General features: G+C 71.2%; 19 protein-coding genes. 9 read left to right on the forward strand and 10 right to left on the reverse strand.

The genetic code is table 11. The features are described from left to right. Positions 1 to 322 precede the first annotated feature (322 nt). Positions 323 to 3,766, forward strand: coding sequence for a GH92 family glycosyl hydrolase (locus OHS81_RS07945; protein WP_328383783.1), 3,444 nt, complete (start codon positions 323 to 325; stop codon positions 3,764 to 3,766). 100 nt (positions 3,767 to 3,866) lie between these two features. Here OHS81_RS07945 and acnA read toward each other — a convergent pair whose 3' ends face one another. Together acnA and OHS81_RS07955 are read right to left on the reverse strand one after the other, a co-directional pair. Beyond that, on the reverse strand, positions 3,867 to 6,581 hold the full coding sequence (gene acnA, locus OHS81_RS07950) for an aconitate hydratase AcnA (RefSeq protein ID WP_328383785.1): 2,715 nt from the start codon (positions 6,579 to 6,581) through the stop codon (positions 3,867 to 3,869). 152 nt (positions 6,582 to 6,733) lie between these two features. Then, positions 6,734 to 6,988 carry a hypothetical protein gene (locus tag OHS81_RS07955; protein WP_328383787.1) on the reverse strand — a complete coding sequence of 85 codons (255 nt, stop codon included), beginning with the start codon at positions 6,986 to 6,988 and terminating at the stop codon, positions 6,734 to 6,736. 163 nt (positions 6,989 to 7,151) lie between these two features. On the opposite strand from OHS81_RS07955, the gene OHS81_RS07960 reads away from it, so the two are divergent. Beyond that, entirely contained in the window at positions 7,152 to 8,036 is an 885-nt protein-coding gene (locus OHS81_RS07960) for a sigma-70 family RNA polymerase sigma factor (RefSeq protein ID WP_328383789.1), read from the forward strand. A gap of 187 nt (positions 8,037 to 8,223) precedes the next feature. Here OHS81_RS07960 and OHS81_RS07965 read toward each other — a convergent pair whose 3' ends face one another. Together OHS81_RS07965 and OHS81_RS07970 are read right to left on the reverse strand one after the other, a co-directional pair. Next, positions 8,224 to 8,583, reverse strand: a complete 360-nt coding sequence (locus tag OHS81_RS07965) for a GntR family transcriptional regulator (protein ID WP_328383791.1) — start codon at positions 8,581 to 8,583, stop codon at positions 8,224 to 8,226. A 1-nt stretch (position 8,584) separates the two neighbouring features. Then, entirely contained in the window at positions 8,585 to 9,583 is a 999-nt protein-coding gene (locus OHS81_RS07970) for a DUF1648 domain-containing protein (RefSeq protein WP_328383793.1), read from the reverse strand. Between the two features lie 97 nt (positions 9,584 to 9,680). On the opposite strand from OHS81_RS07970, the gene OHS81_RS07975 reads away from it, so the two are divergent. Beyond that, positions 9,681 to 11,210: a helix-turn-helix domain-containing protein gene (locus tag OHS81_RS07975; RefSeq protein WP_328383795.1), complete on the forward strand. Its 1,530-nt coding sequence runs from the start codon at positions 9,681 to 9,683 to the stop codon at positions 11,208 to 11,210. Between the two features lie 622 nt (positions 11,211 to 11,832). On the opposite strand, the gene OHS81_RS07980 is transcribed toward OHS81_RS07975, so the two are convergent. Continuing rightward, positions 11,833 to 12,906 carry a serine hydrolase domain-containing protein gene (locus OHS81_RS07980; protein WP_328390971.1) on the reverse strand — a complete coding sequence of 358 codons (1,074 nt, stop codon included), beginning with the start codon at positions 12,904 to 12,906 and terminating at the stop codon, positions 11,833 to 11,835. Between the two features lie 624 nt (positions 12,907 to 13,530). On the opposite strand from OHS81_RS07980, the gene OHS81_RS07985 reads away from it, so the two are divergent. Then, positions 13,531 to 13,725 (forward strand): hypothetical protein, encoded by a 195-nt coding sequence (locus OHS81_RS07985; protein ID WP_328383797.1) that lies wholly within the window; start codon positions 13,531 to 13,533, stop codon positions 13,723 to 13,725. 39 nt (positions 13,726 to 13,764) lie between these two features. Here the strand turns inward: OHS81_RS07985 and OHS81_RS07990 are convergent, their stop codons facing one another. Together OHS81_RS07990 and OHS81_RS07995 are read right to left on the reverse strand one after the other, a co-directional pair. Then, the gene (locus OHS81_RS07990; RefSeq protein ID WP_328383798.1) at positions 13,765 to 14,565 is read right to left on the reverse strand and encodes a VOC family protein; all 801 of its coding nucleotides are present in this window, start codon (positions 14,563 to 14,565) and stop codon (positions 13,765 to 13,767) included. A gap of 190 nt (positions 14,566 to 14,755) precedes the next feature. Then, positions 14,756 to 15,889 carry an acyl-CoA dehydrogenase family protein gene (locus OHS81_RS07995; protein WP_328383800.1) on the reverse strand — a complete coding sequence of 378 codons (1,134 nt, stop codon included), beginning with the start codon at positions 15,887 to 15,889 and terminating at the stop codon, positions 14,756 to 14,758. Positions 15,890 to 16,128: 239 nt separating this feature from the next. Here OHS81_RS07995 and OHS81_RS08000 point away from each other — a divergent pair, with 239 nt between their 5' ends. Together OHS81_RS08000 and OHS81_RS08005 are read left to right on the forward strand one after the other, a co-directional pair. Then, the gene (locus tag OHS81_RS08000; protein ID WP_328383802.1) at positions 16,129 to 17,745 is read left to right on the forward strand and encodes an AMP-binding protein; all 1,617 of its coding nucleotides are present in this window, start codon (positions 16,129 to 16,131) and stop codon (positions 17,743 to 17,745) included. A 9-nt stretch (positions 17,746 to 17,754) separates the two neighbouring features. Continuing rightward, positions 17,755 to 18,606, forward strand: a complete 852-nt coding sequence (locus OHS81_RS08005; protein ID WP_328383804.1) for a PaaX family transcriptional regulator — start codon at positions 17,755 to 17,757, stop codon at positions 18,604 to 18,606. 39 nt (positions 18,607 to 18,645) lie between these two features. Here the strand turns inward: OHS81_RS08005 and OHS81_RS08010 are convergent, their stop codons facing one another. Continuing rightward, positions 18,646 to 19,377 (reverse strand): HAD family hydrolase, encoded by a 732-nt coding sequence (locus OHS81_RS08010; RefSeq protein ID WP_328383806.1) that lies wholly within the window; start codon positions 19,375 to 19,377, stop codon positions 18,646 to 18,648. A 484-nt stretch (positions 19,378 to 19,861) separates the two neighbouring features. Here OHS81_RS08010 and OHS81_RS08015 point away from each other — a divergent pair, with 484 nt between their 5' ends. Then, positions 19,862 to 20,497, forward strand: a complete 636-nt coding sequence (locus OHS81_RS08015) for a TetR/AcrR family transcriptional regulator (RefSeq protein ID WP_328383808.1) — start codon at positions 19,862 to 19,864, stop codon at positions 20,495 to 20,497. 55 nt (positions 20,498 to 20,552) lie between these two features. Here the strand turns inward: OHS81_RS08015 and OHS81_RS08020 are convergent, their stop codons facing one another. Then, on the reverse strand, positions 20,553 to 21,578 hold the full coding sequence (locus tag OHS81_RS08020) for an MDR family NADP-dependent oxidoreductase (RefSeq protein ID WP_328383809.1): 1,026 nt from the start codon (positions 21,576 to 21,578) through the stop codon (positions 20,553 to 20,555). Positions 21,579 to 21,782: 204 nt separating this feature from the next. Here OHS81_RS08020 and OHS81_RS08025 point away from each other — a divergent pair, with 204 nt between their 5' ends. Beyond that, complete coding sequence (locus tag OHS81_RS08025; protein ID WP_328383810.1) at positions 21,783 to 22,400, forward strand: ScbR family autoregulator-binding transcription factor; 618 nt, start codon at positions 21,783 to 21,785, stop codon at positions 22,398 to 22,400. Between the two features lie 143 nt (positions 22,401 to 22,543). After that, entirely contained in the window at positions 22,544 to 23,503 is a 960-nt protein-coding gene (locus tag OHS81_RS08030) for a ScbA/BarX family gamma-butyrolactone biosynthesis protein (RefSeq protein WP_328383812.1), read from the forward strand. A 43-nt stretch (positions 23,504 to 23,546) separates the two neighbouring features. Here OHS81_RS08030 and OHS81_RS08035 read toward each other — a convergent pair whose 3' ends face one another. Then, on the reverse strand, positions 23,547 to 25,880 hold the full coding sequence (locus OHS81_RS08035; RefSeq protein WP_328390973.1) for a bifunctional salicylyl-CoA 5-hydroxylase/oxidoreductase: 2,334 nt from the start codon (positions 25,878 to 25,880) through the stop codon (positions 23,547 to 23,549). Between the last annotated feature and the right edge of the window lie 2 nt (positions 25,881 to 25,882).

Consider the following 25,882-nt stretch of genomic DNA (forward strand, 5'->3'; position numbering starts at 1 on the left):
GCGGGGTACTCATGCGTTCCCGCCTTCCCCCCGGCTCCGCGGCCGTGGTCGTACGGCCGGTCGGACGCCGACAGGTATAGTCCACTTCCGGCCTCAGGGGCAAGATCGAATGCAGGTTTGGACGGCAGTCTTTCCCTAGTTGAGACCTCCCCGGCATGCATCGGATTGCCCGGACGTCACCCCGCCGGACCGCCCGGCGACACCGCGGCCCACCGATCTCAGCGACACCCTTGACACCAAAGACCCCACGCACCTTACTTATCTCTGTTTATCTTGGCGTCATGTAACTGACAACGATGTCAATCTTGTTGAGAGGGCTCGCGTGCGGATCGGATACCGGCACCGTCCACTGCGGGGGATCACCCGCCTCGCCGCCCTCACGGCGGCCGCGCTACTCGTCACCACCGTGCCCGGCCCGGCACAGGCCGCGCCGCCCCGAACGCCCCGGGGGGCCACGGAATTCCGTTCCTCCTTCGAATCCGGCGAACCGCAGCCGGACTGGACCGACAGCGTCGACACCAGCCCCGACGGCACACCCCGGGCCTCGGGTGTCAGCCCGCAGACCGCCCCCGCCGCGCCCGGCATGAACACCCGGACCGACACCGGCCCCGACGCCTCCCCCACCGCCAAGGCGCACGCCGGCTTCAGCGGCACGCATGCGCTGCGCTACTCCGGCACCCACACCGCCGACGGCCGCGGCTACTCGTACAACAAGATCTTCGACGTCAACCTCCCCGTCACCGCGGCCACTTCGCTCTCGTACAAGATCTTCCCCGAGATGGCGAAGAGCGATCCGGACTACCCGGCGACCCACGCCGCCGTGGATCTGGCCTTCACCGACGGCACCTACCTCAGCGAGCTGTCCGCCGTCGACCAGCACGGCGCGCCGCTGACCCCGCAGGGCCAGGCCGCCTCCAAGACGCTCTACGCCAATCAGTGGAACAACCGGGAGTCGCGGATCGGCGCGGTCGCCGCCGGCAAGACCGTCGACCGGATCCTGGTCGCCTACGACGCGCCCCGGGCACCGCGGACCGCACCGGCCTTCCGCGGCTGGGTCGACGACCTCGTCCTCAAAGCCGAGGCCCCTCAGAAGCCGCTCGCGCACCTCTCCGACTACGCCGTCACCACCCGCGGCACGCTCTCCAGCGGCAGCTTCTCGCGCGGCAACACCTTCCCCGCCACCGCGGTCCCCAACGGGTTCAACTTCTGGACCCCGGTGACCAACGCGGGCTCCGCCGACTGGCTCTACGAGTACGCGCGGAAGAACAACGCCGACAACCTCCCCACCCTCCAGGCCTTCAGCGCCAGCCATGAGCCGAGCCCGTGGATGGGAGACCGGCAGACCTTCCAGGTCATGCCGTCCGCCGCGGCCGGCACTCCGGATGCCTCCCGCACCGGCCGTGCGCTGCCGTTCCACCACGCCAACGAGACCGCGAAGCCGCACTACTACGGCGTGACCGTCGACAACGGCCTCAAGACGGAGATCACCCCGACCGACCACGCCGCGCTGATGCGCTTCACCTTCCCCGGCGACCAGGCGAGCCTGATCTTCGACAACGTCAACAACAAGGGCGGACTGAGCCTGGACACCGAGCACGGGACCGTCACCGGCTTCTCGGACGTCAGGAGCGGCCTGTCCGTCGGCGCCACCCGGCTCTTCGTCTACGGCGTCTTCGACGCCCCGGTCACCGGCGGCGGCAAACTCGCCGACGGGGGGTGCGGCGTCAGCCGTTCCAGTGGAGCCGGTGCTTGCACCGGGGGCAAGGACGTCACCGGCTACCTCCGCTTCAAGCCCGGGGCGGACCGCACCATGACCATGCGGATCGCCACCTCCCTGATCAGCGTGGACCAGGCCAGGGCGAATCTGAACCGGGAGATCCCGGCCGACGCGACCTTCGCCGGTATCCGGGACCGGGCGCAGTCGCAGTGGGACGACCTCCTGGGCAGGATCGAGGTCCAGGGCGCGAGCCGCGACCAGCTCACCACCCTCTACTCCAACCTCTACCGCCTCTACCTCTACCCCAACTCCGGCTTCGAGAAGGTCGCCTCGCGCAGCCGCTATGCCTCCCCCTTCTCACCGCAGACCGGCCAGGACACCCCGACCCGCACCGGCTCGAAGATCGTCGACGGTGAGGTGTACGTCAACAACGGCTTCTGGGACACCTACCGGACCACCTGGCCCGCCTACTCCCTGCTCACTCCGAAGCGCGCCGGGAAGATGGTCGACGGCTTCGTCCAGCAGTACAAGGACGGCGGCTGGATCTCCCGCTGGTCCTCGCCCGGCTATGCGGACCTGATGACCGGGACGAGTTCCGATGTGGCCTTCGCCGACGCCTACGCCAAGGGGGTGAAGTTCGACGCCGAGGCGGCCTATGCCGCGGCCGTCAAGAACGCCACCGTCGCCCCGCCGAACCCTGGCGTCGGCCGCAAGGGCATGAACACCGCGCCCTTCCTCGGCTATACGAGCACCGATACCCGTGAGGGCATGTCCTGGGCGCTGGAGGGCTATCTCAACGACTTCGGCATCGCGCGTATGGGCAAGGCCCTGTACGAGAAGACCAAAAAGCCCCGCTACAAGGAAGAATCCGCTTACTTCCTGGGCCGCGCCCAGAACTACGTCAAGCTCTTCGACGACAAGGCCGGCTTCTTCCAGGGCAAGGACGCCCAGGGCCACTGGAGGCTGCCCCCGGACGCCTTCGACCCCCGGGTCTGGGGCAACGACTACACCGAGACCAACGCCTGGACCGCCGCCTTCACCGCGCCGCAGGACACCCGGGGCCTGGCCAACCTCTACGGCGGCCGCGCCGGTCTGGCCAAGAAGCTGGATGCCTATTTCTCCACCCCCGAGACCGCGTCCAAGGAATTCGCCGGCTCGTACGGCGAGGTGATCCATGAAATGACCGAGGCGCGCGACACCCGTATGGGCATGTACGGTCACAACAATCAGCCCTCGCACCACATCGGCTATCTGTACGACGCGGCCGGACAGCCCTGGAAGACCCAGGAAAAGGTCCGCGAGGCGATGTCCCGGCTCTATCTCGGCAGTGAGATCGGCCAGGGATATCCGGGCGACGAGGACAACGGCGAGATGTCCGCGTGGTACGTCTTCAGCTCACTCGGCTGCTATCCGCTGGTGATGGGCCAGGGCGAATACGCGGTGGGCTCCCCGCTGTTCACCAAGGCCACGGTCCACCTGGAAAACGGCCGCGACCTCACCATCAGGGCCCCGCGCAACGACGCGCGCACCATCTATGTCCAAAGCCTCCGGGTGAACGGCAAGCCCTGGAATTCCACCGCTCTGCCGCACCGGCTCCTGGCCCGCGGCGGCACCCTGGACTTCACCATGGGCGACCACCCCTCCGCCTGGGGCACCGCAGCGGACGCCGCCCCCACGTCGATCACCCGGGACGACAAGGTGCCCTCCCCGCCCGCCGACCGCTCGGACCCCACGGCGGGCCCGCTGTTCGACAACACCTCGGGAACCTCCGCCACCTTCAGCACCGCCCCGGCCCCGCTGACCGCGCCCGCCAGGATCACGTCGTACACCCTGACCTCCGCGGAGCGCGCCGCGGCGCCGTCGGGCTGGCAGCTGGAGGGGTCCGCCGACGGCCGGCACTGGCAGGTGGTCGACCACCGCGCCGGCGAGCGCTTCACCTGGGACCGCCAGACGCGGGTGTTCGCCGTCGAACGCCCCGGCGACTTCCGGCACTACCGGCTCCGCACCGGCGCCGAGGCCACCCTGGCGGAGGTGGAACTACTGAGCTGAGCGGCCGGCGCCGGCGCTCCGGATACGCGGACGGGCCGCACTCCCCCGCCTGGGGAGTGCGGCCCGTCCTGTGCCGCCGGTCAGCTGCCGGCGGCCCTGCTCACTTGCGGATCAGCGAGCGCAGCACATACTGCATGATGCCGCCGTTGCGGTAGTAGTCCGCCTCGCCGGGGGTGTCGATGCGGACGACCGCGTCGAACTCGACGCCGCTGTCGGTGGTCACCTTGACCGTGCGCGGCGTGGTGCCCTCGTTCAGCTCGGTCACGCCGGAGAAGGAGAAGGTCTCCTCGCCGGTCAGGCCGAGCGACTCGGCGGACGCGCCCTCCGGGAACTGCAGGGGCAGGACGCCCATGCCGATGAGGTTCGAGCGGTGGATGCGCTCGTAGGACTCGGCGATGACGGCCTTGACGCCGAGCAGCGCGGTGCCCTTGGCGGCCCAGTCGCGGGACGAGCCGGAGCCGTACTCCTTGCCGGCCAGGATGACCAGCGGGGTGCCGGCGGCCTGGTAGTTCTGCGACGCGTCGTAGATGAAGGAGACCGGCGCGCCGTCCTGGGTGAAGTCGCGGGTGAACCCGCCCTCCGTACCCGGCGCGATCTGGTTGCGCAGGCGGATGTTGGCGAAGGTGCCGCGGATCATGACCTCGTGGTTACCACGGCGCGAGCCGTAGGAGTTGAAGTCACGACGCTCGACGCCGTGCTCGGTGAGGTACTGGCCGGCGGGGGTGTCGGCCTTGATCGCACCGGCCGGGGAGATGTGGTCGGTGGTGACCGAGTCGCCCAGCTTCGCCAGCACGCGGGCGCCGGAGATGTCCGAGACCGGGGTGGTCTCCATCGTCATGCCCTCGAAGTACGGGGGCTTGCGCACGTAGGTGGACTGCGGGTCCCACTCGAAGGTGTTGCCGGTCGGGATCGGCAGCGCCTGCCACTGGGCGTCACCCGCGAAGACGTCCTGGTAGGACTTGTTGAACATGTCCTCGCCGATGGCGTTGGCCACGACGTCGTTGACCTCGGCCTCGGTCGGCCAGATGTCGGCCAGGTGGACCGGCTTGCCGTCCTGGTCCACGCCGAGCGCGTCCTTGGTGATGTCCACCTTCATGGAGCCCGCGAGGGCGTACGCGACGACCAGCGGCGGGGAGGCCAGGTAGTTCATCTTGACGTCGGGGTTGATCCGGCCCTCGAAGTTGCGGTTGCCGGAGAGCACCGAGGTGACGGCCAGGTCGTGGTCGTTGACGGCCTTGGAGACCTCCTCCGGCAGCGGGCCGGAGTTGCCGATGCAGGTGGTGCAGCCGTAGCCGACGAGGTTGAAGCCGACCTTGTCGAGGTACGGGGTGAGCCCGGCCTTGTCGAAGTAGTCGGTGACGACCTTCGAGCCCGGGGCGAGGGTGGTCTTGACCCACGGCTTGCGGGTCAGGCCCTTCTCCACGGCCTTCTTCGCGACCAGGGCGGCGGCGACCATGACGTACGGGTTCGAGGTGTTGGTGCAGGAGGTGATGGCCGCGACCGTCACCGCACCGTGGTCGATCTCGTAGGTCGAGCCGTCGGGGGCGGTGACCGTGGTGAGGCGGGTCGGCACGCCGTTGGTGGCGGCCGGGGCGTCGGAGGCCGGGAAGGACTCCTTGCCCGCCTCGTCGTCGTCCTCGACGTAGTTGCGCACGTCCTGCGCGAACTGCTCGGCGGCGTTGGCGAGGACGATGCGGTCCTGCGGACGCTTCGGGCCGGCGATCGACGGGACGACCGTCGCCAGGTCCAGCTCCAGCTTCTCGGAGAAGTCGGGCTCGGCGGCCGGGTCGAGCCAGAGGCCCTGCTCCTTGGCGTACGCCTCGACGAGCGCGACCTGCTGCTCGTCGCGGCCGGTCAGGCGCAGGTACTTCAGGGTCTCGTCGTCGATCGGGAAGATCGCGGCGGTGGAGCCGAACTCCGGCGACATGTTGCCGATGGTGGCGCGGTTGGCCAGCGAGGTGGCGGCGACGCCCTCGCCGTAGAACTCGACGAACTTGCCGACGACGCCGTGCTTGCGCAGCATCTCGGTGATGGTCAGCACCAGGTCGGTGGCGGTGGTGCCGGGCTTGAGCTCACCGGTCAGCTTGAAGCCGACGACGCGCGGGATGAGCATCGAGACCGGCTGGCCGAGCATCGCGGCCTCGGCCTCGATGCCGCCGACGCCCCAGCCCAGCACACCGAGGCCGTTGACCATGGTGGTGTGCGAGTCGGTGCCGACAAGGGTGTCGGGGTAGGCCTGGCCGCCGCGGACCATGACCGTACGGGCCAGGTGCTCGATGTTCACCTGGTGGACGATGCCGGTGCCGGGCGGGACGACCTTGAACTCGTCGAAGGCGGTCTGGCCCCAGCGCAGGAACTGGTAGCGCTCCTTGTTGCGGCCGTACTCCAGCTCGACGTTCTGGCCGAAGGCGTCGCTCGTGCCGAACTTGTCGGCGATGACGGAGTGGTCGATGACCAGCTCGGCGGGCGCCAGCGGGTTGATCTTCGCCGGGTCGCCGCCCAGCTCCTTCACGGCCTCACGCATGGTGGCGAGGTCCACGACACAGGGCACGCCGGTGAAGTCCTGCATGATCACGCGGGCCGGCGTGAACTGGATCTCCTGGCTGGGCTGGGCCTGCGAGTCCCAGCCACCGAGCGCCCGGATGTGGTCGGCGGTGATGTTCGCGCCGTCCTCGGTGCGGAGCAGGTTCTCCAGCAGCACCTTCAGGCTGTAGGGAAGACGCGCGGCGCCTTCGACCTTGTCCAGCCGGAAGATCTCGTACGACTCGTCGCCCACCTGCAGCGTGCTGCGGGCGTCGAAGCTGTTCGCCGACACGACAGTCTCCTTCATGCATGAATTCGCGCGTACCACCGCAATGCTGCCGTCACAGCTCCTCGACCATCCGCTAAGGTATGCCTAAGTTAGGCACGCCTTACTGGCGCGGCAGCGGTACGCCTCTCGGCAGATATCTCGATGTCGAGATAACTCTAGTACATCGTCGCGCCCTGGTCATGCCCTGCCGGGTGTCCCCGGTCACGGAGCCGGGCGCCCATGTCATGCACGGAGGCGCCACGACGCCGCCGGAACTGCGTGCCCAGGCCCAGGGTGATCAGAACCAGGGGCAGCAGGACGCGCCCCCAGCGGCTGAGGGCCTTGGCGATGACGGGACGGGTGGCGAAGAACGCGCCCGTGAGGCACCACACGGCCACCAGGCCGGGGAAGGCGACGGCATGGACGCTCATCCCTGGGGCGGGTTCCTGGGGGCGGGTCTCCTGCGGGCGGGTCTCCTGGGGGCGGGTCTCCTGGGGCGGGCCCCTCCGCCGCGTGCCCGCTGCCGCGTGTCACATCCAGCCCGTGCCATCCGTCATTACTGTGACGGAACTCGACGGGGGAGGAATGAGACCCATGTACGACCACGAGTGGCTGGCGGAGCGGTTCGAGGAGAACCGGAGTCGTCTGCGGGCCGTGGCCTACCGCATGCTCGGCTCGGTGAGCGAGGCCGACGACGCCGTCCAGGAAGCCTGGCTGCGGCTGAGCCGGTCCGGTGCGGACGATGTGGAGAACCTGGGCGGCTGGCTGACGACGGTCGTGGGGCGGGTGTGCCTGGACCAGCTGCGGATGCGCAAGGCGCGGCGTGAGGACTCGCTGGAGGTCCATGACCCCGAGCCGGTCGTGGACCGCCTGGACACCGTCGACCCGGAACACGAGGCGCTGCTGGCCGACTCGGTCGGGCTGGCGCTGCTCGTCGTGCTGGAAACCCTCACCCCCGCCGAGCGGCTGGCCTTCGTCCTGCACGACATGTTCGCGGTGCCCTTCGACGAGATCGCACCACTCGTCGACCGCACCCCCGCGGCCGCCCGGCAGCTCGCCAGCCGCGCCCGGCGCCGCGTCCAGGCCACCGCCCCGGCCCCCGACACCGATCTCGCCCGCCAGCGGGAAGTGGTCGACGCCTTCCTCGCCGCCTCGCGCGGCGGCGACTTCGAGGCGCTGCTCGCGGTGCTGGACCCGGATGTCGTGCTGCGCGCCGATGCCGGTGACGCACCCGAGGGCCTGTCGACGCTGGTCCGCGGAGCGCGAGCGGTGGTCGAGCGGGCGCTCACCTTTTCCCGGTTCGCCGCCTTCGCCCGGCCGGCGCTGGTCAACGGCGCGCCGGGACTCGTCACGACACAGGGCGGCCGGCCGTTCTCCGTCATGGGCTTCACCCTCGCGCACGGGAAGATCGTCGAGATCAATATCCTGGCCGACCTCGCACGGCTGAGCCGGCTGGATCTGACGCTCCTCGACGACTGACGGCTGACGGCTGACGACCGACGGCCGACGGCTGACGGCTGACGGCTGACGGCTGACGGCACGGCCACACGGCCACGTCATCGAGCGTGAGCCCGGCCTTGGCCCGCGGGCTCCCCCCGGGCTCAGCCGGACTCCGCCCGACTTCCCGGGGCCTCCCCCGGTCTTCTCAACCCTCCCCCGGCCCGCCTCAGGACCCCGACAGCCCCGTACGGACCACCGTCACGATCTCCTCGTCCGAGAGCCCCAGGTTGCGGGCCTCGGCGATCAGTCGCTGGGCGGTCTCTCCGAGGCGGGCGCGGGCCGGTGATGCGGCACCGGTGACCACGGCGCCGCGGCCACGCCGGAGTTCGATCAGCCCCTCTTCCTTGAGGCGCTGGTAGCCGCGCAGCACGGTATGGACGTTCACGCCGAGCGACACGGCGAGGGCACGGGCGGCCGGCAGCCGCTCCCCGGCGTCCACCGTGCCGTCGGCGATCGCGCCGCGGACCGAGGCCGCGATCTGGTCGCCGAGCGGGACGGGCGAGCCGGGGTCCACCCGGAAGAGCACCTCAGGCTCCTTCCTTCCGCGAGCGCGCGCGGTCCAGGTACGTATTGAGCAGGGCGACGGCGGTCACGGCATCATCGACCGTCATCACGAACTCCTTGCCATTGGTCAGCCGTACCACGATGCCCTCGCCCGAGCGCAGGACGAGGCCGCTGCCGCCGGACCGGATGCGATAGCCCCACCCGCCGAACTCCTTGAAGGCGCCTATCGGGCGGCTGGTGGCCTCCGTGATGCGATCGAGGGAGAGGTGCCGGATGCGGAGGGGCGGCGGCAGCAGGGCCGACGTCACCGTCAGACCGCGGCGGTCGACGGTGACCCGCGCGGCGGCACAGGGCAGGGCCGCGATCGCGCCGATGAGCAGTCCGATGCCTGCCGGCCAGTCGGCGAGAGCGAGGAGGAGGAGCCCGGCGCCGAGCAGCAGGCCACCGAGCACGACGATCGGAGGCGAGCTGATGGTGCGTGACCAGCCCGCCGACGTACCCGCCGGGAGGTCGAGCCGGGGCCCTTCGCCCGCTGCCCGGTCGGACGGCCGGGGCGCAGGGCCCGCCAGCAGACGGCCCAGGGCCCCGGCGAGCAGAGCGACGGCGAGCGCCAGGGCCAGCTCCCACAGCGGCAGCCGGACCGCCGAGGTGTCGGTGGCTCCGGCGTTGATGACCAGGGTCCGGCAGGTGAGATATCCGATGGCGGCCGCGAGGGCGTAGCCGCCGGCGATCAGCCAGGGCGTCCCCTCCGAAGGGTCCGGCAGCCGCGCGAGGAGGCCGAAGACGGTGCCGAAGACGAGCAGCAGGGTGAGCGTGAGCGTCAGGAAGCCGCGGGTGGAGGTGAAACCGTCGGCCCGGGCGCCGACACCACCGAAATGGGTGGCAAGCGGCTCGGGCAATCGGGCGGAGATCGAGAAGTAGACGACGGCGACGGCCGCGGCGGCTGCGACGAACGGCAGGACGGTAATCAGGGCCCACGGACGGGCCTTTGAGGGCGCGGAAGAACGCAGGGCACTCTTCATGGGCGTGGCAACCACCTCTCAGTTGTTTGCATAGTAGTAGAACAACTAGGCCGCCGACAATTGCATACCCATCTCATATCTGAGATACGGTCACCCCATGGCAGACGACTACCTCGTACGTATCGGCAGGCTCATCCGTGACGCCCGGCAGCACCGTGGCTGGACACAGGCGCAGCTTGCCGAAGCTCTCGGCACCAGCCAGAGCGCGGTCAACCGCATCGAGCGCGGGAATCAGAACATCAGCCTTGAGATGATCGCCCGGATCGGCGAAGCACTCGACAGTGAAATCGTCTCGCTCGGCTATGCCGGGCCGATGCACCTGCGGGTGGTCGGCGGCCGCCGGCTGTCCGGCAGCATCGATGTGAAGACGAGCAAGAACGCCTGTGTGGCGCTGCTGTGCGCCACGCTGCTGAACGCAGGTCGCACCACTCTGCGCCGGGTGGCCCGTATCGAGGAGGTCTACCGCATCCTCGAAGTGCTGGGCAGCATCGGCGTACGGACCCGGTGGATCAACGACGGCAACGACCTGGAGATCGTCCCGCCCGCGGAGCTCGACCTCGACTCCATGGACACCGAGGCCGCCCGCCGCACCCGCAGCGTCATCATGTTCCTCGGCCCGCTGCTGCACCGGATGGACCACTTCAAGCTGCCGTACGCGGGTGGTTGCGACCTCGGCACCCGCACCGTCACACCCCACATGACGGCACTGCGCCACTTCGGCCTGGAGATCACCGCGACCGACGGCACCTACATCGGCGAGGTGGACCGCAGCGTCGCCCCCAAGCGCGCGATCGTCCTGACCGAACGCGGCGACACCGTCACCGAGAACGCGCTGCTGGCCGCCGCCCGCCACGACGGCGTCACCGTCATCCGCAACGCCTCGTCCAACTACATGGTCCAGGACCTCTGCTTCTTCCTGGAGGAGCTGGGCGTCCGGGTCGACGGCATCGGCACCACCACCCTCACCGTCCACGGCGCCGCGCACATCGAACGCGATGTGGACTTCGCACCGTCCGAGGACCCCGTCGAGGCAATGAGCCTGCTGGCGGCGGCAGTCGTCACCGAGTCGGAGCTGACCATCCGCCGGGTCCCGGTCGAGTTCCTGGAGATCGAACTGGCGGTCCTGGAGGAGATGGGCCTGGACCACGAACGCAGCGCGGAGTACGCGGCCGACAACGGCCGCACCCGGCTCATCGACCTGACGGTCCGCCCCTCCAAGCTCCAGGCCCCGCTGGACAAGATCCACCCGATGCCCTTCCCGGGCCTCAACATCGACAACGTCCCCTTCTTCGCGGCCATCGCGGCCAGCGCCCAGGGACAGACCCTCATCCACGACTGGGTCTACGACAACCGCGCCATCTACCTCACGGACCTCAACCGCCTCGGCGCCCAGGTCAAACTGCTCGACCCGCACCGGGTCCTGGTGGACGGCCCGACCCGCTGGCGCTCCTCGGAAATGATGTGCCCCCCGGCCCTGCGCCCCGCCGTCGTCGTCCTCCTGGCCATGATGGCCGCCGAGGGCACCTCCGTCCTGCGCAACGTCTATGTCATCAACCGGGGTTACGAAGACCTGGCCGAACGCCTCAACTCGATCGGGGCACAGATCGAGATCTTCCGGGACATCTGACGGCCCCTTCGCCGAAGCCCCCTTCGGAGCAGCCCCCTTCGGAGGAGGGCCGCCGCACCCATCTGACGTGCGAGGACGCGGGGCAGCAAGGCCGGGCTGCGGCACCCCACCGGCCGGGGCGGCACGTGATCACGTCCGCCCCGATCAGCACGCCCATCTCGTGCAGCCGGTCCAGGCTCCGGCGGTACGCGGGGTGGGCGGCGGCGGGTCGCGAAGCTCACCGCCACCAAGGCGACCATCGGGGTTTCCTCTCCACCGTTGTCGACGGGCCGGCCCGGCCCCCGGTGCGGGGCGGCGAGGCCGACCACGAGTCAGCGTGGAGGGGAAGATCCGGGGTGCTCCAGCCAGCGCCCGGAGACGGAGGATTTTTTCGACGACCGCGGTCGCGGTGCCGATTTCCTCCATGCCGGGCCGTGGCCACGCGGTGTACCGAGAAGGCGGAGGTCGGTCACGGCACGGTGACTGTTGGCCAGGCCTGTTGGCCGTGACGGTTCGCCGTTGCTGTTCGCCGTGCCGGTTCGCCGTTCCTGTTGGCCGTTGCTGTCGGCCGTAGCTGTCGTACGTCTCTGGCTCCGCGCCTGGCTCACCGGGCAGCCGGGCGCGGTCCCAGGGGGCCGCCCGTTCAGCGGCACAGGGCGGTGTCCACGACGCGCTCGACACGCTTCATGCCTGCCTTGTCGGTCGGCTGCATGGTGACCGCGATGTTGGCGGCGCGGCCGTCGTCGGTGGCGCCGCCCCGGGTCTCGTATCCCGGGATGCTGCCGCCGTGGCCCCAGTAGACACCGCCGCACGACAGGGGCCTGCTCACGAGCCCCAGTCCGTAGCGGGCGCCGGGGCCGAGGTAGGGAGCCGGGACGGTGGTGCGCATCTGGGCGAGCTGGGCCGCCGGGAGGAGGCGGCCGGCCAGCAGCGCGGTGAAGAACCGGTTGAGGTCGGAGTTGGTGGAGATCATCTGACCTGCCGCCCAGCCCCAGGAGGGGTCCATGACCGTGGTGTCGCGCAGCGGCGCGCCGGCGGAAGCCCTGTAGTAGCCGTGGGGATGGGGTTCTCGGATGGTCCTGTCACCGGGGGCGGGGAAAGAGGTGTGGCGCAGCCCGATGCGCTTGATGATGCGCCGGTCCAGCTCCTCGGCGAGGGGCCGGCCGGTGACCTTCTGGATGATCAGGCCGGCCAGCACGTAGTTCGTGTTGCTGTACTCCCATTTCGTCCCGGGCGCGAAGTCGGCCTTGTGCTGGAGAGCGATGTCGAGGAGGTCGCGGGGCTCGAAGTACCGGGCGTCGTCACCGAGGTAGGCGGTGTAGTTGGGAAGTCCGCTGGTGTGCTGCAGGAGCTGACGCATGGTGAGGTGGCGTCCGTCGATCCCGTCCCCGCGTACGAGGCCCGGCAGATAGGTGTCGACCGTGGCGTCGAGGCCGATCTTCCCTTCGCTGACCAGTTGCAGCACGACCACCGCGGTGAACACCTTGGTGTTGCTGCCGATCCGCACCTGACCGTCTCGGGGCACCTTCGAGCCGGTGGCCAGGTCGCCCACCCCCGCGGTGTAGGGACGGGTGCGGCCCTCACGGTCCTTGACGCTCGCCAGCGCAGCGGGCAGGCCGTCGGTGTGCACCAGTGCGCTCAGGCCCTGCTGGATGCTGTCCGGCCGCGACGTGGCGGCAGCGGACGCCGCGGGCGGCGCCAGGGCGCCCGTCATCATGACGGCGACGGCCACCGCGGCCGCAGCGGGCGCGGTTCTGCGCCGGCCACCACCCCGCAGCCGCCCGGAAGAACGAGACTTCAGCCATGTCTGCTCACGCACGAGCCCACTCCTACGGATGCGTTGGGAAACCAGCGGTTTGCGCTGGGCCCAGCATGTCCGGAGCGACTGCCCGGGGCCGATCCTGCGGGCCCCCGGCTCCAGGTGGGGCTCTCCCCCCTCCGGCCCGGGTGCGCTCAGCGGGTGGGGGGAACGGGGTGAGGATGATCTGCGGGCCGGGGGTCAGGAAAAGGAGGGGGTTTCCCCGGCCGGCCAAGTTGCCCGGTGGGCAGCGAACTTGGCATGGAGGCCGCAGTCGCGCGAGGTGTCCGCGAGGGCGTCGGGCCGCCGGGGGTAGCTATGCGGCGTCAGCTAAGGGCTGCCCCGTACCGCAACCGGAGTGCCAGGCCCATCGCGGCAGCCCCTATCCGGCTGTCCGTGCCGAGTGGGCAGGGCACGGACGAGGGGCCGGCGGAAGCGGTGGCCTGGCATCGGGAGAACCGTGGCTGAGGGAGCCGTTGACCGGTCCGGCCTCCGGCGACCATCGGGTGATCATGAAGCGTCCGCTTGCCGCAGCATGGTCGAATGACGAACCACGAGGAGAACAACGAGGAGCAGCGCGCCCCCTCTCCTGATGCGGTGCTCGCTCTCAGCATCTCCTTCGGTCTGCTGGCCGGAGTCGGACTCGGACTGCTGGTCTTTGACAACCTCGGCATCGGTATCGGCGTGGGTGTCGCGCTGGGTGTGGCGATCGGTGGAGCGCGTCGGTTCCGACGCTGAGGGGGGCTGATGGCTGTCCTTTGGCCGAGGGCGGCGCGGTCACAGCTCTCCCTCGGGGGTGAGCACCACGAACTCCGCGCCCGAGGAGTCGTTGCAGACGGCGAGCCGGCCGACGCCCGCGGCGGTTTCCGGGCCCATGGACAGCGTGCCGCCGTTGCCCGTCACCAGGCCGACGGTGGCGTCGCAGTCCTTGGAGCCGAACACCGGGTGCCAGTACGGCTTTCCGCCGGGCCCGAGCAGATCGGCGGGGACGCCCATGAGGCCGCCGTGCGTCCGGTCCTCGCCGCATCCCGCGGGGGTGAGCAGGGTGTAGATGCCGCCACCGCCGGGGAGCGGTATGTCCTGGGTGCTCCAGCCGAAGACCGTCGAGTAGAAGGCCTGCGCGGCGGCCGGATCGGTGGTGTACAGCTCCGTCCAGCACAGGCTCCCGGCACCGTCCGCGACTTCGATGCCCGGGTAGCGCACCGGCTGCCAGACGGCGAACTCCGCGCCCTGCGGGTCGGCGAACCGCGCGAACCTGCCGTCGTCCGCACCGACCAGGACGGGCGCCGAGCGGACCGAGCCGCCGGCCTGCTCCACCGCCTTGGCCGTGGCCTCCGCGTCGGAGGTGTGGAAGTAGAGCGTCCAGGCGGAGCGGGCACCCTCCTCGGGGAGCGGGCCGACCGCGGCGACAGCCGTGCCGTCGAGCCGGAAGAGCGTATATCCGCCCGCGTCCTGGTCACCGTAGGGTTCGGACCGCCAGCCGAACACGGCCCGGTAGAAGGCCGTTGCGACCTCGACATCGGGGGCACCGAGATCGAGCCAGCACGGGGAGCCGGGGACGAAGTCAGTAGTGATCATGACGATTCCCTTCACGGATCCTCTGAATTCAGCCTGCCATCCGGCACTGACAACCGCCCGTCGGCCGGGCTCCGGCGTCCGCCCCTACGGGTGCGCGTGCACAGCGGGCGTCGACTGGGCACCGCACCCCGCGGCCAGGTCCGGAAGCTCCACCGCGCAGACGGGCAACGAACCTGCCCCGCACGGGAGTTCACGGCCGGACCCGGTACAGCTCCTTGGCGATGATCGAGCGCTGCACCTCCGTGGCGCCCTCGTAGATGCGGGGTGCACGGACCTCGCGGTAGAGGTGTTCCAGCAGGTGGCCGCGGCGCAGCGCGCGGGCACCGTGGATCTGGACGGCGGCGTCGACGACGTACTGGGCGGTCTCGGTCGCCAGCAGCTTGGCCATGGCCGAGCGGCGGGCGATGTCCGGGGCCCCGGTGTCGTACGCGGAGGCGGCCGCGTACACCAGGAGGCGGGCGGACTCGACCCGGGTGGCCATCTCGGCGAGCTGGTGGCCGACCGACTGCAGGTCCCTGAGCGGGCCGCCGAACGCGGTGCGTACGCCCGCGTGCGCCAGCGCCGCGTCCAGCGCGGCCTGCGCCATACCGACCGCGAAGGCGCCGACGCTCGGCCGGAAGAGGTTCAGGGTGGCCATCGCGACGGCAAAGCCGCCGTCCACCTCGCCCAGGACATCCGCCCTGGTCACGGGCGTGCCATCGAACCGAAGCGTGCCGATCGGGTGCGGGCTGAGCATGTCCAGGTGCGCGCCGGTCAGGCCCGGCCGGCCGGCGGGCACCAGGAAGGCCGTGACACCGCGCGCGCCCGCCCCGCCTCCGGTACGGGCGAAGACGGTGGCGAAGTCCGCCTCGGGGGCGTTGGAGATCCAGCACTTCTCGCCGGTGAGCCGCCAGCCGTCCGGGCCGTCCGGCTCGGCGGCCAGGGACAGCGCGGCGGCGTCCGAGCCCGCGCCCGGCTCGCTCAGCGCGAACGACGCGACCGCGCGCCCGGCGGCGACCTCCGGCAGCCAGCGGGCGCGCTGGGCCTCGGTCCCGGACTGCACGATCGGATAGGCCCCCAGGCCCTGGAGCGCCAGTGCGGTCTCCGCCTCCGTGCACTCCTGGGCGAGGGATTCCCGCAGCAGGCACAGGTCCAGGGCGGGCAGGGCGCCGCCGTCGGGGAACAGTCGGCGCAGCAGGCCCAGTTCGCCCAGGGCCGCAACCAGCGGGCGGTTGACCCGGCCCTCCTCGCCCTGCTCCGCCAGCGGGCTCAGCCGTTCGGCCGTCAGCGCGCGCAGTTCGGCGCACCATTCCTGCTCATCCGGTCCCAGCGCGAATACGGTCACGAGGCGGCTCCCTGGTAGCGGTCCTCTATCGCGGTCTGTTGACTGCCGTCACGAACACGTTACGCTGACGACGGATCCGAACGGCAGTACCCGACCCGTGGAACGAGCAGGCAACCGCGCCGCCCCGACCGGTTACCGCACCGTCCCTCACCCTCGCCCCGCCGTCCCCCGGCCGCTCTTCGGCCCCCTTCTCGCGAGTCCGCCATGATCCGTAAGACAGGCCCTAGGGGGCATACGCCATGGAGCTACGGTCCTCGGCCCACACCGACACCTTCGCGCGCGACCGGCTGCCGCCCCACGACCAGTGGCCGCACCTCACCGACCTGGGCTACCCCGACCGGCTGAACTGCGGCGCCGAGCTGCTGGACGGCACCATCGCGCGGCTCGGCGCCGACCGGCCCGCGGTCCGTGACGCGAGCGGGGCGGTCTGGACGTACGGGCAGCTGAGGGCGCAGGTCGACGCGATCGCCCATGCGCTCACCGGCCCGCTGGGGGTGCTGCCGGGCAACCGCGTCCTGCTGCGCGGGCCCACCACGCCCTGGCTGGCCGCCTGCTGGCTCGCCGTGATGAAGGCGGGTGCGGTCGCGGTGACCGTGCTGGCCGCGCAGCGCCCGAAGGAGCTGGCCACGATCGCGGGAATCGCGCAGGTGCGCCATGCGCTGTGCGACGTCCGCTCGGTCGACGACCTGGTCAAGGCCGAGATCCCGGGGCTGCGGATCACCACGTTCGGCGGGGACGGGCCGGGCGATCTGCGGCAGCTGGCGCCGCCCGGCGGCGCGCCGTACCCGGCCGTGGAGACCTCCGCCGACGATGTGGCACTGATCGCCTTCACCTCCGGCACCACCGGCCGCCCCAAGGGCTGTATGCACTTCCACCGCGATGTGCTCGCCATCGCGGACACCTTCTCGGCGCAGGTGCTGCGCCCGGAACCGGACGATGTGTTCGCCGGCAGCCCGCCGCTCGGCTTCACCTTCGGCCTCGGCGGGCTGGTGATCTTCCCGCTGCGGGCCGGCGCCTCGGCCTTTCTCGCCGACTGGGGCGGGCCCGAGCGCCTGCTCGGCGATATCGCGGCGCACCGGATCTCGGTGCTGTTCACCGCGCCGACGGCCTACCGCGCCATGCTGCCCAAGCTCTCCGGGCACGACGTCTCCTCGCTGCGCCGGTGCGTATCGGCCGGGGAGAACCTGCCCGCCGCGACCTGGCAGGCCTGGTACGAGGCGACCGGTCTGCGGATCATCAACGGCATCGGCGCCACGGAGCTGCTGCACATCTTCCTCTCGGCCGCCGACGGCGCGGCCCGCCCGGGGACGACGGGACTGCCGGTCCCCGGCTTCCGGGCGCGGGTGGTCGGCGCGGACGGCACACCGCTGCCGGACGGCGAACCGGGGCTGCTCGCCGTACAGGGGCCCACCGGCTGCCGCTATCTCGCGGACCCCCGGCAGACCGACTACGTACGGGACGGCTGGAACCTCACCGGCGACACCTACATCCGCGAACCGGACGGCTACTTCCGGTATGTGGCCCGCGCGGACGACATGATCATTTCAGCCGGCTACAATATCGCGGGTCCCGAGGTGGAGGACGCCCTGCTGCGGCACCCCGATGTGACCGAGGCGGCAGTGGTGGGACGGGCCGACGAGGACCGCGGGCAGGTCGTCGTCGCCCATGTCGTGCTGCGGCCCGGCATCTCCCCGGGGGAGGACACCGTCGCCGCGCTCCGCGCCTTCACCAAGACCCGGATCGCGCCCTACAAATGCCCCCGCGAGATCGTCTTCCACACCTCGCTGCCGCGCACCCCGACCGGCAAGCTCCAGCGCTTCCGGCTGCGGGACCCCCTCCAGCAAGACCCCCTCTAGAGTGACCCGGTGAACGACCAGCAAACACAGCGCACCCCCCGGTCCCTGATCGTCACGTTCTACGGCGCCTACGGACGCGGCGGGGCCGGGTCCGTAGGCGGGACGGACGCCCCGGTGCCGGTCGCCGCCCTGATCCGGCTCCTCGGTGTGCTCGGAGTGGATCCGCCGTCGGTGCGTTCCGCGGTCTCCCGGCTCAAGCGGCGCGGGCTGCTGGTCCCCGCACGTACGGCCGCCGGCGCGGCCGCGTACGGGCTGTCCGACGCGGCCCGCCAACTGCTGGAGGACGGCGACCGGCGGATCTTCGGCCGCCCGGCCGCCCGGCTGTCCGACGGCTGGGTGCTGGCCGTCTTCTCCGTCCCCGAGGAGGAGCGCCACAAGCGGCATCTGCTGCGCTCCCGGCTGGCGCGGCTCGGATTCGGCACCGCGGCACCGGGCGTGTGGATCGCCCCCGCACAGCTCTACGAGGAGACCCGGCACACCCTGGAGCGGCTGCAACTGTCCCCGTACGTCGACCTGTTCACCGGTGAGCACGCCGGTTTCGCCCCCACGGCGGACGCGGTGGCCCGCTGGTGGGACCTGGACGCCCTCGCCGCCCGGCACCGCGCCTTCCTCGACGAGCAGGAACCCGTCCTCCGGCGGTGGTCGCGGCGCCGCTCGGTGCCCCCCGAAGCGGCCTACCGCGACTATCTGCTGGCGCTGGACGCCTGGCGTCAGTTGCCCTACGCGGATCCCGGACTGCCCTCTCCCCTCCTGCCTGAGGACTGGCCGGGGGGCCGCGCGGCGGACGTGTTCAGCCGGCTGCACGCCGCACTGCAGACCGCCGGGGCCCGTTACGCGCACGAGGTGACGACCGGGGCCTAGCGTCCTCGCTCCGTCGCCCGCCGCTTGCCGCCCGCCGCCTCAGCGACGGCGTGGTTGGGCCCCCACCCCGACGCCCGGCCGCGGCCGGGCAGCAGCGATCACCGAGACCACGTCCTTGAACGAGCTGCACATCCGGGTGCCGGCGACCGCGGCGAGCTCGCCGAACGTGCCGACCCCGTAGGTCACCGCGACCGGCTCCATCCGCGCGGTGACCGCCATCCTCATGTCCCCCACGGTGTCCCCCACATACGCGCTCTGCCAGGCCGCGACACCGAGCCGGCCGGCCGCCCGCAGCACCATCTCCGGATGCGGCTTGCCGCGCCGGACCATGTCCTGGCCGATGACCGGGCCGACCAGATCCCGGATGCCCATGACGTCGAGCAGCGCCTCGGCACTGCGGGTGGTCTTGGACGTGGCGACGGCCAGCTCCACGCCGTGGGCACGCAGCGCGGACAGCCCCGCGGTCACCCCGGGAAAGAGCAGCTGCGGTCCCTGGCACAGGACTTCATAGGCGAACAGTTCGCGGTAGCGGGAGATGGCCGCCTGCACCCGGCCGTCGTCCTCGGGCTTGCCCAGCAGCCGGCCGAAGGCGGGGCCGGGCGGTTTGCCGATGGCGGAGGCCGCCTGCCGGGCGGTCACCGAACACCCCTGTTCCGAGGCCACCTTGACGAGCAGCTTGCTGATCGGGGGCAGGGTGTTGGCGAGGGTGCCGTCCAGGTCGAAGACGGCGGCCCTGATCGTCTCGCCGCCGGCGCCCCGTGCACCTCTCACGGGACGTTCGACTTCCGTTGCTACGCGCATGGCTGGAGACCTTTCCGGATTCCGATGGGGGGTGCAGGGGCTCGGGTGACGTTGCTGGCTCGGCTGGTGGGGCGGCCTGCGGTCGAGGACCGGTGAAGGCAGAGGCGGTCTCGCCATGACGTACCGCTGTCCAACGGCGGTACGCGACCGTCAAGGCGGCTGCAACGGAAGGGACCTTCCCGCTTACCGCCTTCGGAGATTTAAAAACCGTCTGCGCTGTTTGTCAATGGACCCCGACCGTCCCTGACGGGTCGACAACACCCCTGCCGGGGGCCAGACTGGGGACGTAGCGCCGGAAAGGCCCGCCGGGGCTCCGACCGTACGGTCGATCGCCGACTTCGCGTCAGGGCCCACCCAGTTCTGGCCAATCACCGGAAGCATACAGAACCGCATGGTTGGTTTTCTATGTAGACTGCATTGAGCTCGCAGCCGTACTAGAGACGGGACGGACACCGTGCCCACCCAGCATCGCGCCATCCAGAGCCGCCAGGCACTCATCCGCTCGGCCGCAGAGACCTTCCTGGAGAAGGGGGTACCCGCCGCGGGCATGGTCGAGATCAGCCGGCGGGCCCGGCTGAGCAAAGGAGCGCTCTACTTCCACTTCACCTCCAAGGACGACCTCACGCTCGCGGTGCGGGACGCGGCGCTGGCGACCCTCCAGGAGATCGAGGACGTCTTCACCCGCTCCCCGCAGCCACTGGCCGTCGCCGTAAGGGACTTCACCGTCGAGCTGTTCGAGCGGGTGGAGTCGGACGCCGTGCTGCGGGCCGGGCTGCGGTTGCGTCCGGAGACCGCGCCGGGGCTCGGCATCTACGCCCTGGAGCAGCGCTGGTACGCGCTCTTCCTCGACAAGGCGGTGACCTGCGGGACCGGCGGGCCGGTCGGAACGCATGCGTCGGACACCGAACCGCGGCGCACGGCACAGCTGTTGACCTCGCTCGTGGTGGGCCTGCTCCACCTGGGCAGCGAGGACCGGACCTGGTGGGAGCGCGAGGCCGTGGTCGGCCTGTGGGCGCTGCTGCCGACCGCGTCCGGACGGGTTCCCGCCGTCGGCATCCCGGCATCGACGCAGATCACCGCGGCCGGCTGACCCGTACCTGCCGCGGGGCCTCGCCCGCCGCCGCCCCGGCCCTCGCGCCCCGGTCTCACAACTCGACCAGCACGGCCCCGATATGACGCCCCTGCGTGAGTTCGCACAGCGCCCGCGGCGCCTGCTCGATCCCCTTCAGAAGGGCATGCGGGAAGACCAGGGAGCCCTCCCGCAGGCCCTGGCCGAACTCCTTTGTCCACTCCTGCGGCAGATCCGGGTGCGCATGGAGCCCGAAGCCACGCAGGAGCACCCGCCGCGTGATGATCAGCCCCGCGTCCAGTTCCACCGGGGCGCCGCCGGGGCCCCCGCCCAGCTGGCTGGAGAGCGCGCCGACCAGCGCGAACCGCGCATCGGGGCGCGCCATGGCAAGCGCCGCCGTGAGCTGTTCGCCGCCCACGGTGTCCAGCAGCACATCGATCCCGCCCGGCGCCGCCCGGCGCAGCTGGCGTTCGATCGGCGCGGCGCCGCGCACGATCGTGTCGTCGTACCCCAGCTCGGCGCGCAGCCGGGCCGCCTTGCGCTCCGAGCCGGTGCTGCCGACGACCCGGCCGGCCCCCAGCCGCCGTGCCAGCTGCCCGGCCAGGCTGCCCACACCGCCCGCCGCCCCGGTGACGAAGACGGTGTCCCCCGGCCGGACCTCGGCGGCACGGCGCAGCGCACCCCAGGCCGTCGCCCCCTGCGACAGGTGCGCGGCCACCGTCGGCAGCTCGTCCGCCGCCAGCCGCCGGACGCGCGACTCCTCGACCGCCGCGAACTCGCGCCAGCCGTACGGATGATGGACCAGTTCGCCGGGCATGAAGCCGCCGTCGGGAGCCGCCACCACCTCACCGACCGCGGAGCCCCACAGCGCCTCACCCGGCACAAATGAGGCCATGGGCAGCCGCATTCCGGCCATCTGCGTCCGCATCGCCGCGGTCACCGCCATCAGGCGGGTACGCACCAGCACCTGCCCCGGCGCAGGCCGGGGCACCGGGACCTCGGCTACGGTGAAATGATCTACGGTCAGTTCACCGTCGGGCCGGCCGGCGAGCCGGACCTCGCGATGCATGGCGGGTATGGCGGGGACGACGGTGGGGGGCATCGGACAGCTCCTCGCGCTCGTAGTACTAGACGGCATCGCAGCGGTTCGCGACGCCGGATCGCACCCTTCGGACTTCCCGCTCGTTCCACGCAATTCAATACCGCATGGTTGGCTTCTTTAGGATGCGGAAATAGACTGCGCGGCCACGGGCGGCAGGTCGCACACAGGCACAACAACTCCAAGAGAGCATACGGAGGATGATCGGTGGTCAAGCAGGAACGCGCAGTGCGCACCCGGCGTGCCGTCCTCGAAGCAGCGGCTCATGTCATCGGCAGCCGCGGGTACCAGGCCGCCACGATGGCCGAGATCATCCAGCGCGCCGGGGTCACCAAGGGAGCGGTGTACTTCCACTTCACGTCCAAGGACGCGCTGGCCCGCGCGGTGATAACGGAGCAGACCGATCCGTTCCTTCCACAAGTCAGCGAGTCCCGGCTGCAGGACGCCATCGACTTCACCCATCAGGTGGCGCTGGCCCTGCGCAGTGACCCGTTGTTGCAGGCCGGCACCCGGATCGCGGTCGAGACGACGTTCAGCGAGGACCCACTCGTGCCGTACCAGGCGTGGATCGACATCATCACGACGATGTTCACCGAGGCCCGTGCCAACGGCGAACTGCTGCCAGGCGTGGCACCGGACCGGGCGGCCGAGTTCTTCGTCTCCGCCTACATGGGAGTGCAGTTGTTCTCGCGGGCCGCGAGCAACCGCGCCGATCTCCCGGAGCGCGTCACGGCCCTGTGGAAGCACACGCTGCCGGGTCTGGCGTCGCCGGGCGCGCTGGGCCACCTGGACCCGCACGGCCGCAGCGTGAAGATCCCGGCCTGACGGCCCTGCCCCCTCGCCCCGGCGGAGCAGGGCCCCTTCAGGGACAATTAACAAACCGCTTGGTCCGTATCTTATGGTCGGGCTGTCATCACCGAGGCTCGGCCCGTAAGGGCGTCGAGAGCCGCACACAGAAAGGAAGACCTATGGCCGGCGCCACGCTCACGCCGTACTCGCGCGATCAGCGCCACGACCTCGGAGGCCGGTGCGCCGACGGGCTCACCATGACCGTGCCGCGCGAGTACGTCCACCGCACCGCCTTATCCGAGGTCTTCCTGACCGACTGGCGGCGCCACGACGACGGATGGGAGGTCAGCGCCCAGTGGCCGCGCGCCCACACCTTCTACGGTCCGGTCCACGGGCTGCACGACCCGGTGCTGCTGATAGAGACCGTCCGGCAGACCGGGATATTGCTGAGCCATGTCGCGTACCAGGTGCCGCTGGACCACCCGATCATCTGGCAGCGGGTCCGCTATGACCTCGCGCCGCAGGCACTGCGCACCGCGGACCATCCGGCCGAGGTCACACTGCACGTCACCGACCACGACATGGTCCGCCGCGGCTCCCGGCTGGTCAGCGCCCACCAGGAGTTCCGGATCGTGTGCGACGGCGCCGACCTGGCCTCGGCGACGCTCATCTACTCCTGTCACAGCCCGGCCGTCTACCGCCGGCTGCGCGGCGAATACAGCGATCTGGCCCTCGCGAACTCCCGGAAACTGCCGCTGCCGGAGGCCGCCGCCCCGCAGCTGGTCGCCCGGGAACACGACCGCGATGTGGTGCTCTCCCCCACCGACCGCCCCGACCGCTGGCAACTGCGGGTGGACACCTCGCACCCGGTGCTCTTCGACCATCCCGTGGACCACGTGCCCGGCATGCTGATCGTCGAGGCCGCCCGGCAGGCCGCGCAGGCGGCAACGCCCGGCTTCACCGTGCCCGCCTCGGTGGACTGTGCCTTCGAGCGATACGCCGAACTCGATGCGCCGACCTGGGTGGAGGCGCGCACCACGGGCCACACCGACGGCGGTCGCCGGCAGGTCGAGGTCACCGTCGAACAGCACGGCAAGCCGGTGGTCTCGGCGCAGATCGCCTGCGTACCGATGCCCTGACCGGCCCCCGGAACGGCCCCGCCCCGCTGTCCGTGCCTCCCCGTCACCGCAGCGTGAGGCGGGGCTTCGGCGCATCGGTGCGTCCGGTGGGCGGGGTGCGGCTGCCCGCCTGGTAGGGCAGCGGCCAGACGGCGCCCGGCCCCGCGTACCCCTGCTCCGCGGCGGCGTGCAGCGTCCAGTGCGGGTCGTACAGATGCGGTCGGGCCAGTGCGCACAGGTCCGCGCGCCCGGCCAGTACCAGGGAGTTGACGTCGTCCCAGGAGGAGAGGGCACCGACCGCGATGACCGGCACGCCGAGGGTGTTGCGGATCCGGTCGGCGAACGGCGTCTGGTAGGAGCGGCCGTAGTCGGGGCGCTCGTCGGGGACGACCTGTCCGGTGGACACATCGATGGCGTCGGCGCCGTGCTCGGCGAAGGCCCGCGCGATCGCCACCGCGTCGTCCGCGGTGGTGCCGCCGTCCGCCCAGTCGGTCGCGGAGATGCGGACCGTCATCGGGCGGCCGGCCGGCCAGACGGCGCGCACCGCGTCGAAGACCTCCAGCGGGAAACGCAGCCGGCCGGTGAGCTCGCCGCCATAGGCGTCGGTGCGGTGGTTGGTCAGCGGTGAGAGGAAGCCGGAGAGCAGGTAGCCGTGGGCGCAGTGGAGTTCGAGCAGGTCGAAGCCCGCCCGGGCGGCGGACTTCGCCGATCGGACGAACTGCTCGCGGACGGTGTGCAGTTCGTCCGCGGACAAGGCATGCGGGATCTGGTTGACACCGGCGCGGTACGGGAGCGCGGAGGGCGCCACGACGGGCCAGTTGCCGTCCTGGAGCGGCTGGTCGATGCCCTCCCACATCAGCCGGGTCGAGCCCTTGCGGCCGGAGTGGCCGAGCTGGACACCGAGGGCGGTGCCGGGCGCTGAGGTGTGGACGAAGTCGGTGACCCGGCGCCAGGCCGTCTCGTGCGCCGGCGCGTACAGCCCCGTACAGCCCGGTGTGATCCGGCCCTCGGGGCTGACACACACCATCTCCGTCATCACCAGCCCGGCGCCGCCCAGCGCGCGGGCTCCGAGGTGGACGAGGTGGAAGTCACCGGGGGTGCCGTCGCCGTCCGCGGCGGAGTACATGTCCATCGGGGAGACCACGACGCGGTTGCGCAGGGTCAGCTCCCCCAGCCGGAACGGTGTGAACATCGGGGGCGTGGCGGACGGGGTGCCGGCCTCCTGCTCGACGGCGGCGACGAAGCCGGGGTCGCGCAGCCGCAGGTTGTCATGGGTGACGCGGCGGCTGCGGGTGAGGAGGTTGAAGGCGAACTGGTGGGGCGGCTGGTCGAGGTAGGTGGCCAGCTCCTCGAACCAGGCGAGGCTGGCGCGGGCGGCGCGCTGGGTGGAGGCGACGACCGGGCGGCGCTCCTCCTCGTACGCGGCCAGGGCGCTCGCGGTGTCGGGCTGTTCCTGGAGGCAGGCCGCCAGCGCGAGGGCATCCTCGACGGCGAGCTTGGTGCCGGAGCCGATGGAGAAGTGCGCGGTGTGCGCGGCGTCACCGAGCAGCACCGTGTTGCCGTGCGACCAGCGGTCGTTGACGACCGTGCGGAAGGCGGTCCAGCTGGAGTTGTTGGAGCGCAGCGACCGGCCGCGCAGCGCGTCGGTGAAGACCTTGGCGCACCACTCCGCCGACTCGCGCTCATCACAGCGGTCGAGTCCGGCCGCCCGCCAGACCTCCTCGCGCATCTCGACGATGACCGTGCTGGCCCCGAGGGTGCCTTCCGCGGTCCCGGAGGGGGGCACCCCGGGGCTCCGGGGGGCGGGCGAGGGGCCGGCGAAGGGGTAGGCGTGGAGCTGTACGACGCCGTGCTCGGTCTCGGCGATCTCGAAACGGAAGGCGTCGAAGGCGAAGTCGGCGGCGAGCCAGATGTAGCGGCAGCGGTGGGTGGCCAGGTGCGGGCGGAAGGCGTCGGCGTGGGCGGTGCGGGTCGCGCTGTGCACCCCGTCCGCGGCGATCACCAGGTCGTGCGTGCGGGCCAGCTCGGCGGCGGGCGGAGCCTCGGTACGAAAGCGCAGTGCGATGCCGAGGTCGCGGCAGCGCCGGTGGAGCACGGCCAGCAGGCGGCGCCGCCCCAGCGCGGCGAAGCCGTGCCCGCCGGAGGTCAGGGTGCGGCCGCGGTGCACGATGTCGATGTCGTCCCAGCGGACGAACTCCGCCTGGAGGGCGCGGTAGACCTCCGGGTCGGCGTGCTCGATACCGCCCAGGGTCTCGTCGGAGAGCACCACGCCGAAGCCGAAGGTGTCGTCGGGCGCGTTGCGCTCCCAGACGGTGATCTCGCGGGTGGGGTCGAGGCGCTTGAGGAGCACCGCGGCGTACAGCCCGCCCGGTCCCCCGCCGATGACGGCGACCCGCATGG

The organism is Streptomyces sp. NBC_00400 (assembly GCF_036048035.1).
Lineage (GTDB): Bacteria > Actinomycetota > Actinomycetes > Streptomycetales > Streptomycetaceae > Streptomyces.

Bases quoted from the DNA above. Each gene is read 5' to 3' on its own strand.
- OHS81_RS07955 (WP_328383787.1), bottom strand. From the start codon at position 6,988: ATGAGCGTCCATGCCGTCGCCTTCCCCGGCCTGGTGGCCGTGTGGTGC.
- OHS81_RS07960 (WP_328383789.1), top strand. From the start codon at position 7,152: ATGTACGACCACGAGTGGCTGGCGGAGCGGTTCGAGGAGAACCGGAGT.
- OHS81_RS07970 (WP_328383793.1), bottom strand. From the start codon at position 9,583: ATGAAGAGTGCCCTGCGTTCTTCCGCGCCCTCAAAGGCCCGTCCGTGG.
- OHS81_RS07975 (WP_328383795.1), top strand. From the start codon at position 9,681: ATGGCAGACGACTACCTCGTACGTATCGGCAGGCTCATCCGTGACGCC.
- OHS81_RS07980 (WP_328390971.1), bottom strand. From the start codon at position 12,906: ATGATGACGGGCGCCCTGGCGCCGCCCGCGGCGTCCGCTGCCGCCACG.
- OHS81_RS07985 (WP_328383797.1), top strand. From the start codon at position 13,531: ATGACGAACCACGAGGAGAACAACGAGGAGCAGCGCGCCCCCTCTCCT.
- OHS81_RS07990 (WP_328383798.1), bottom strand. From the start codon at position 14,565: ATGATCACTACTGACTTCGTCCCCGGCTCCCCGTGCTGGCTCGATCTC.
- OHS81_RS08000 (WP_328383802.1), top strand. From the start codon at position 16,129: ATGGAGCTACGGTCCTCGGCCCACACCGACACCTTCGCGCGCGACCGG.
- OHS81_RS08020 (WP_328383809.1), bottom strand. From the start codon at position 21,578: ATGCCCCCCACCGTCGTCCCCGCCATACCCGCCATGCATCGCGAGGTC.
- OHS81_RS08030 (WP_328383812.1), top strand. From the start codon at position 22,544: ATGGCCGGCGCCACGCTCACGCCGTACTCGCGCGATCAGCGCCACGAC.
- OHS81_RS08035 (WP_328390973.1), bottom strand. From the start codon at position 25,880: ATGCGGGTCGCCGTCATCGGCGGGGGACCGGGCGGGCTGTACGCCGCG.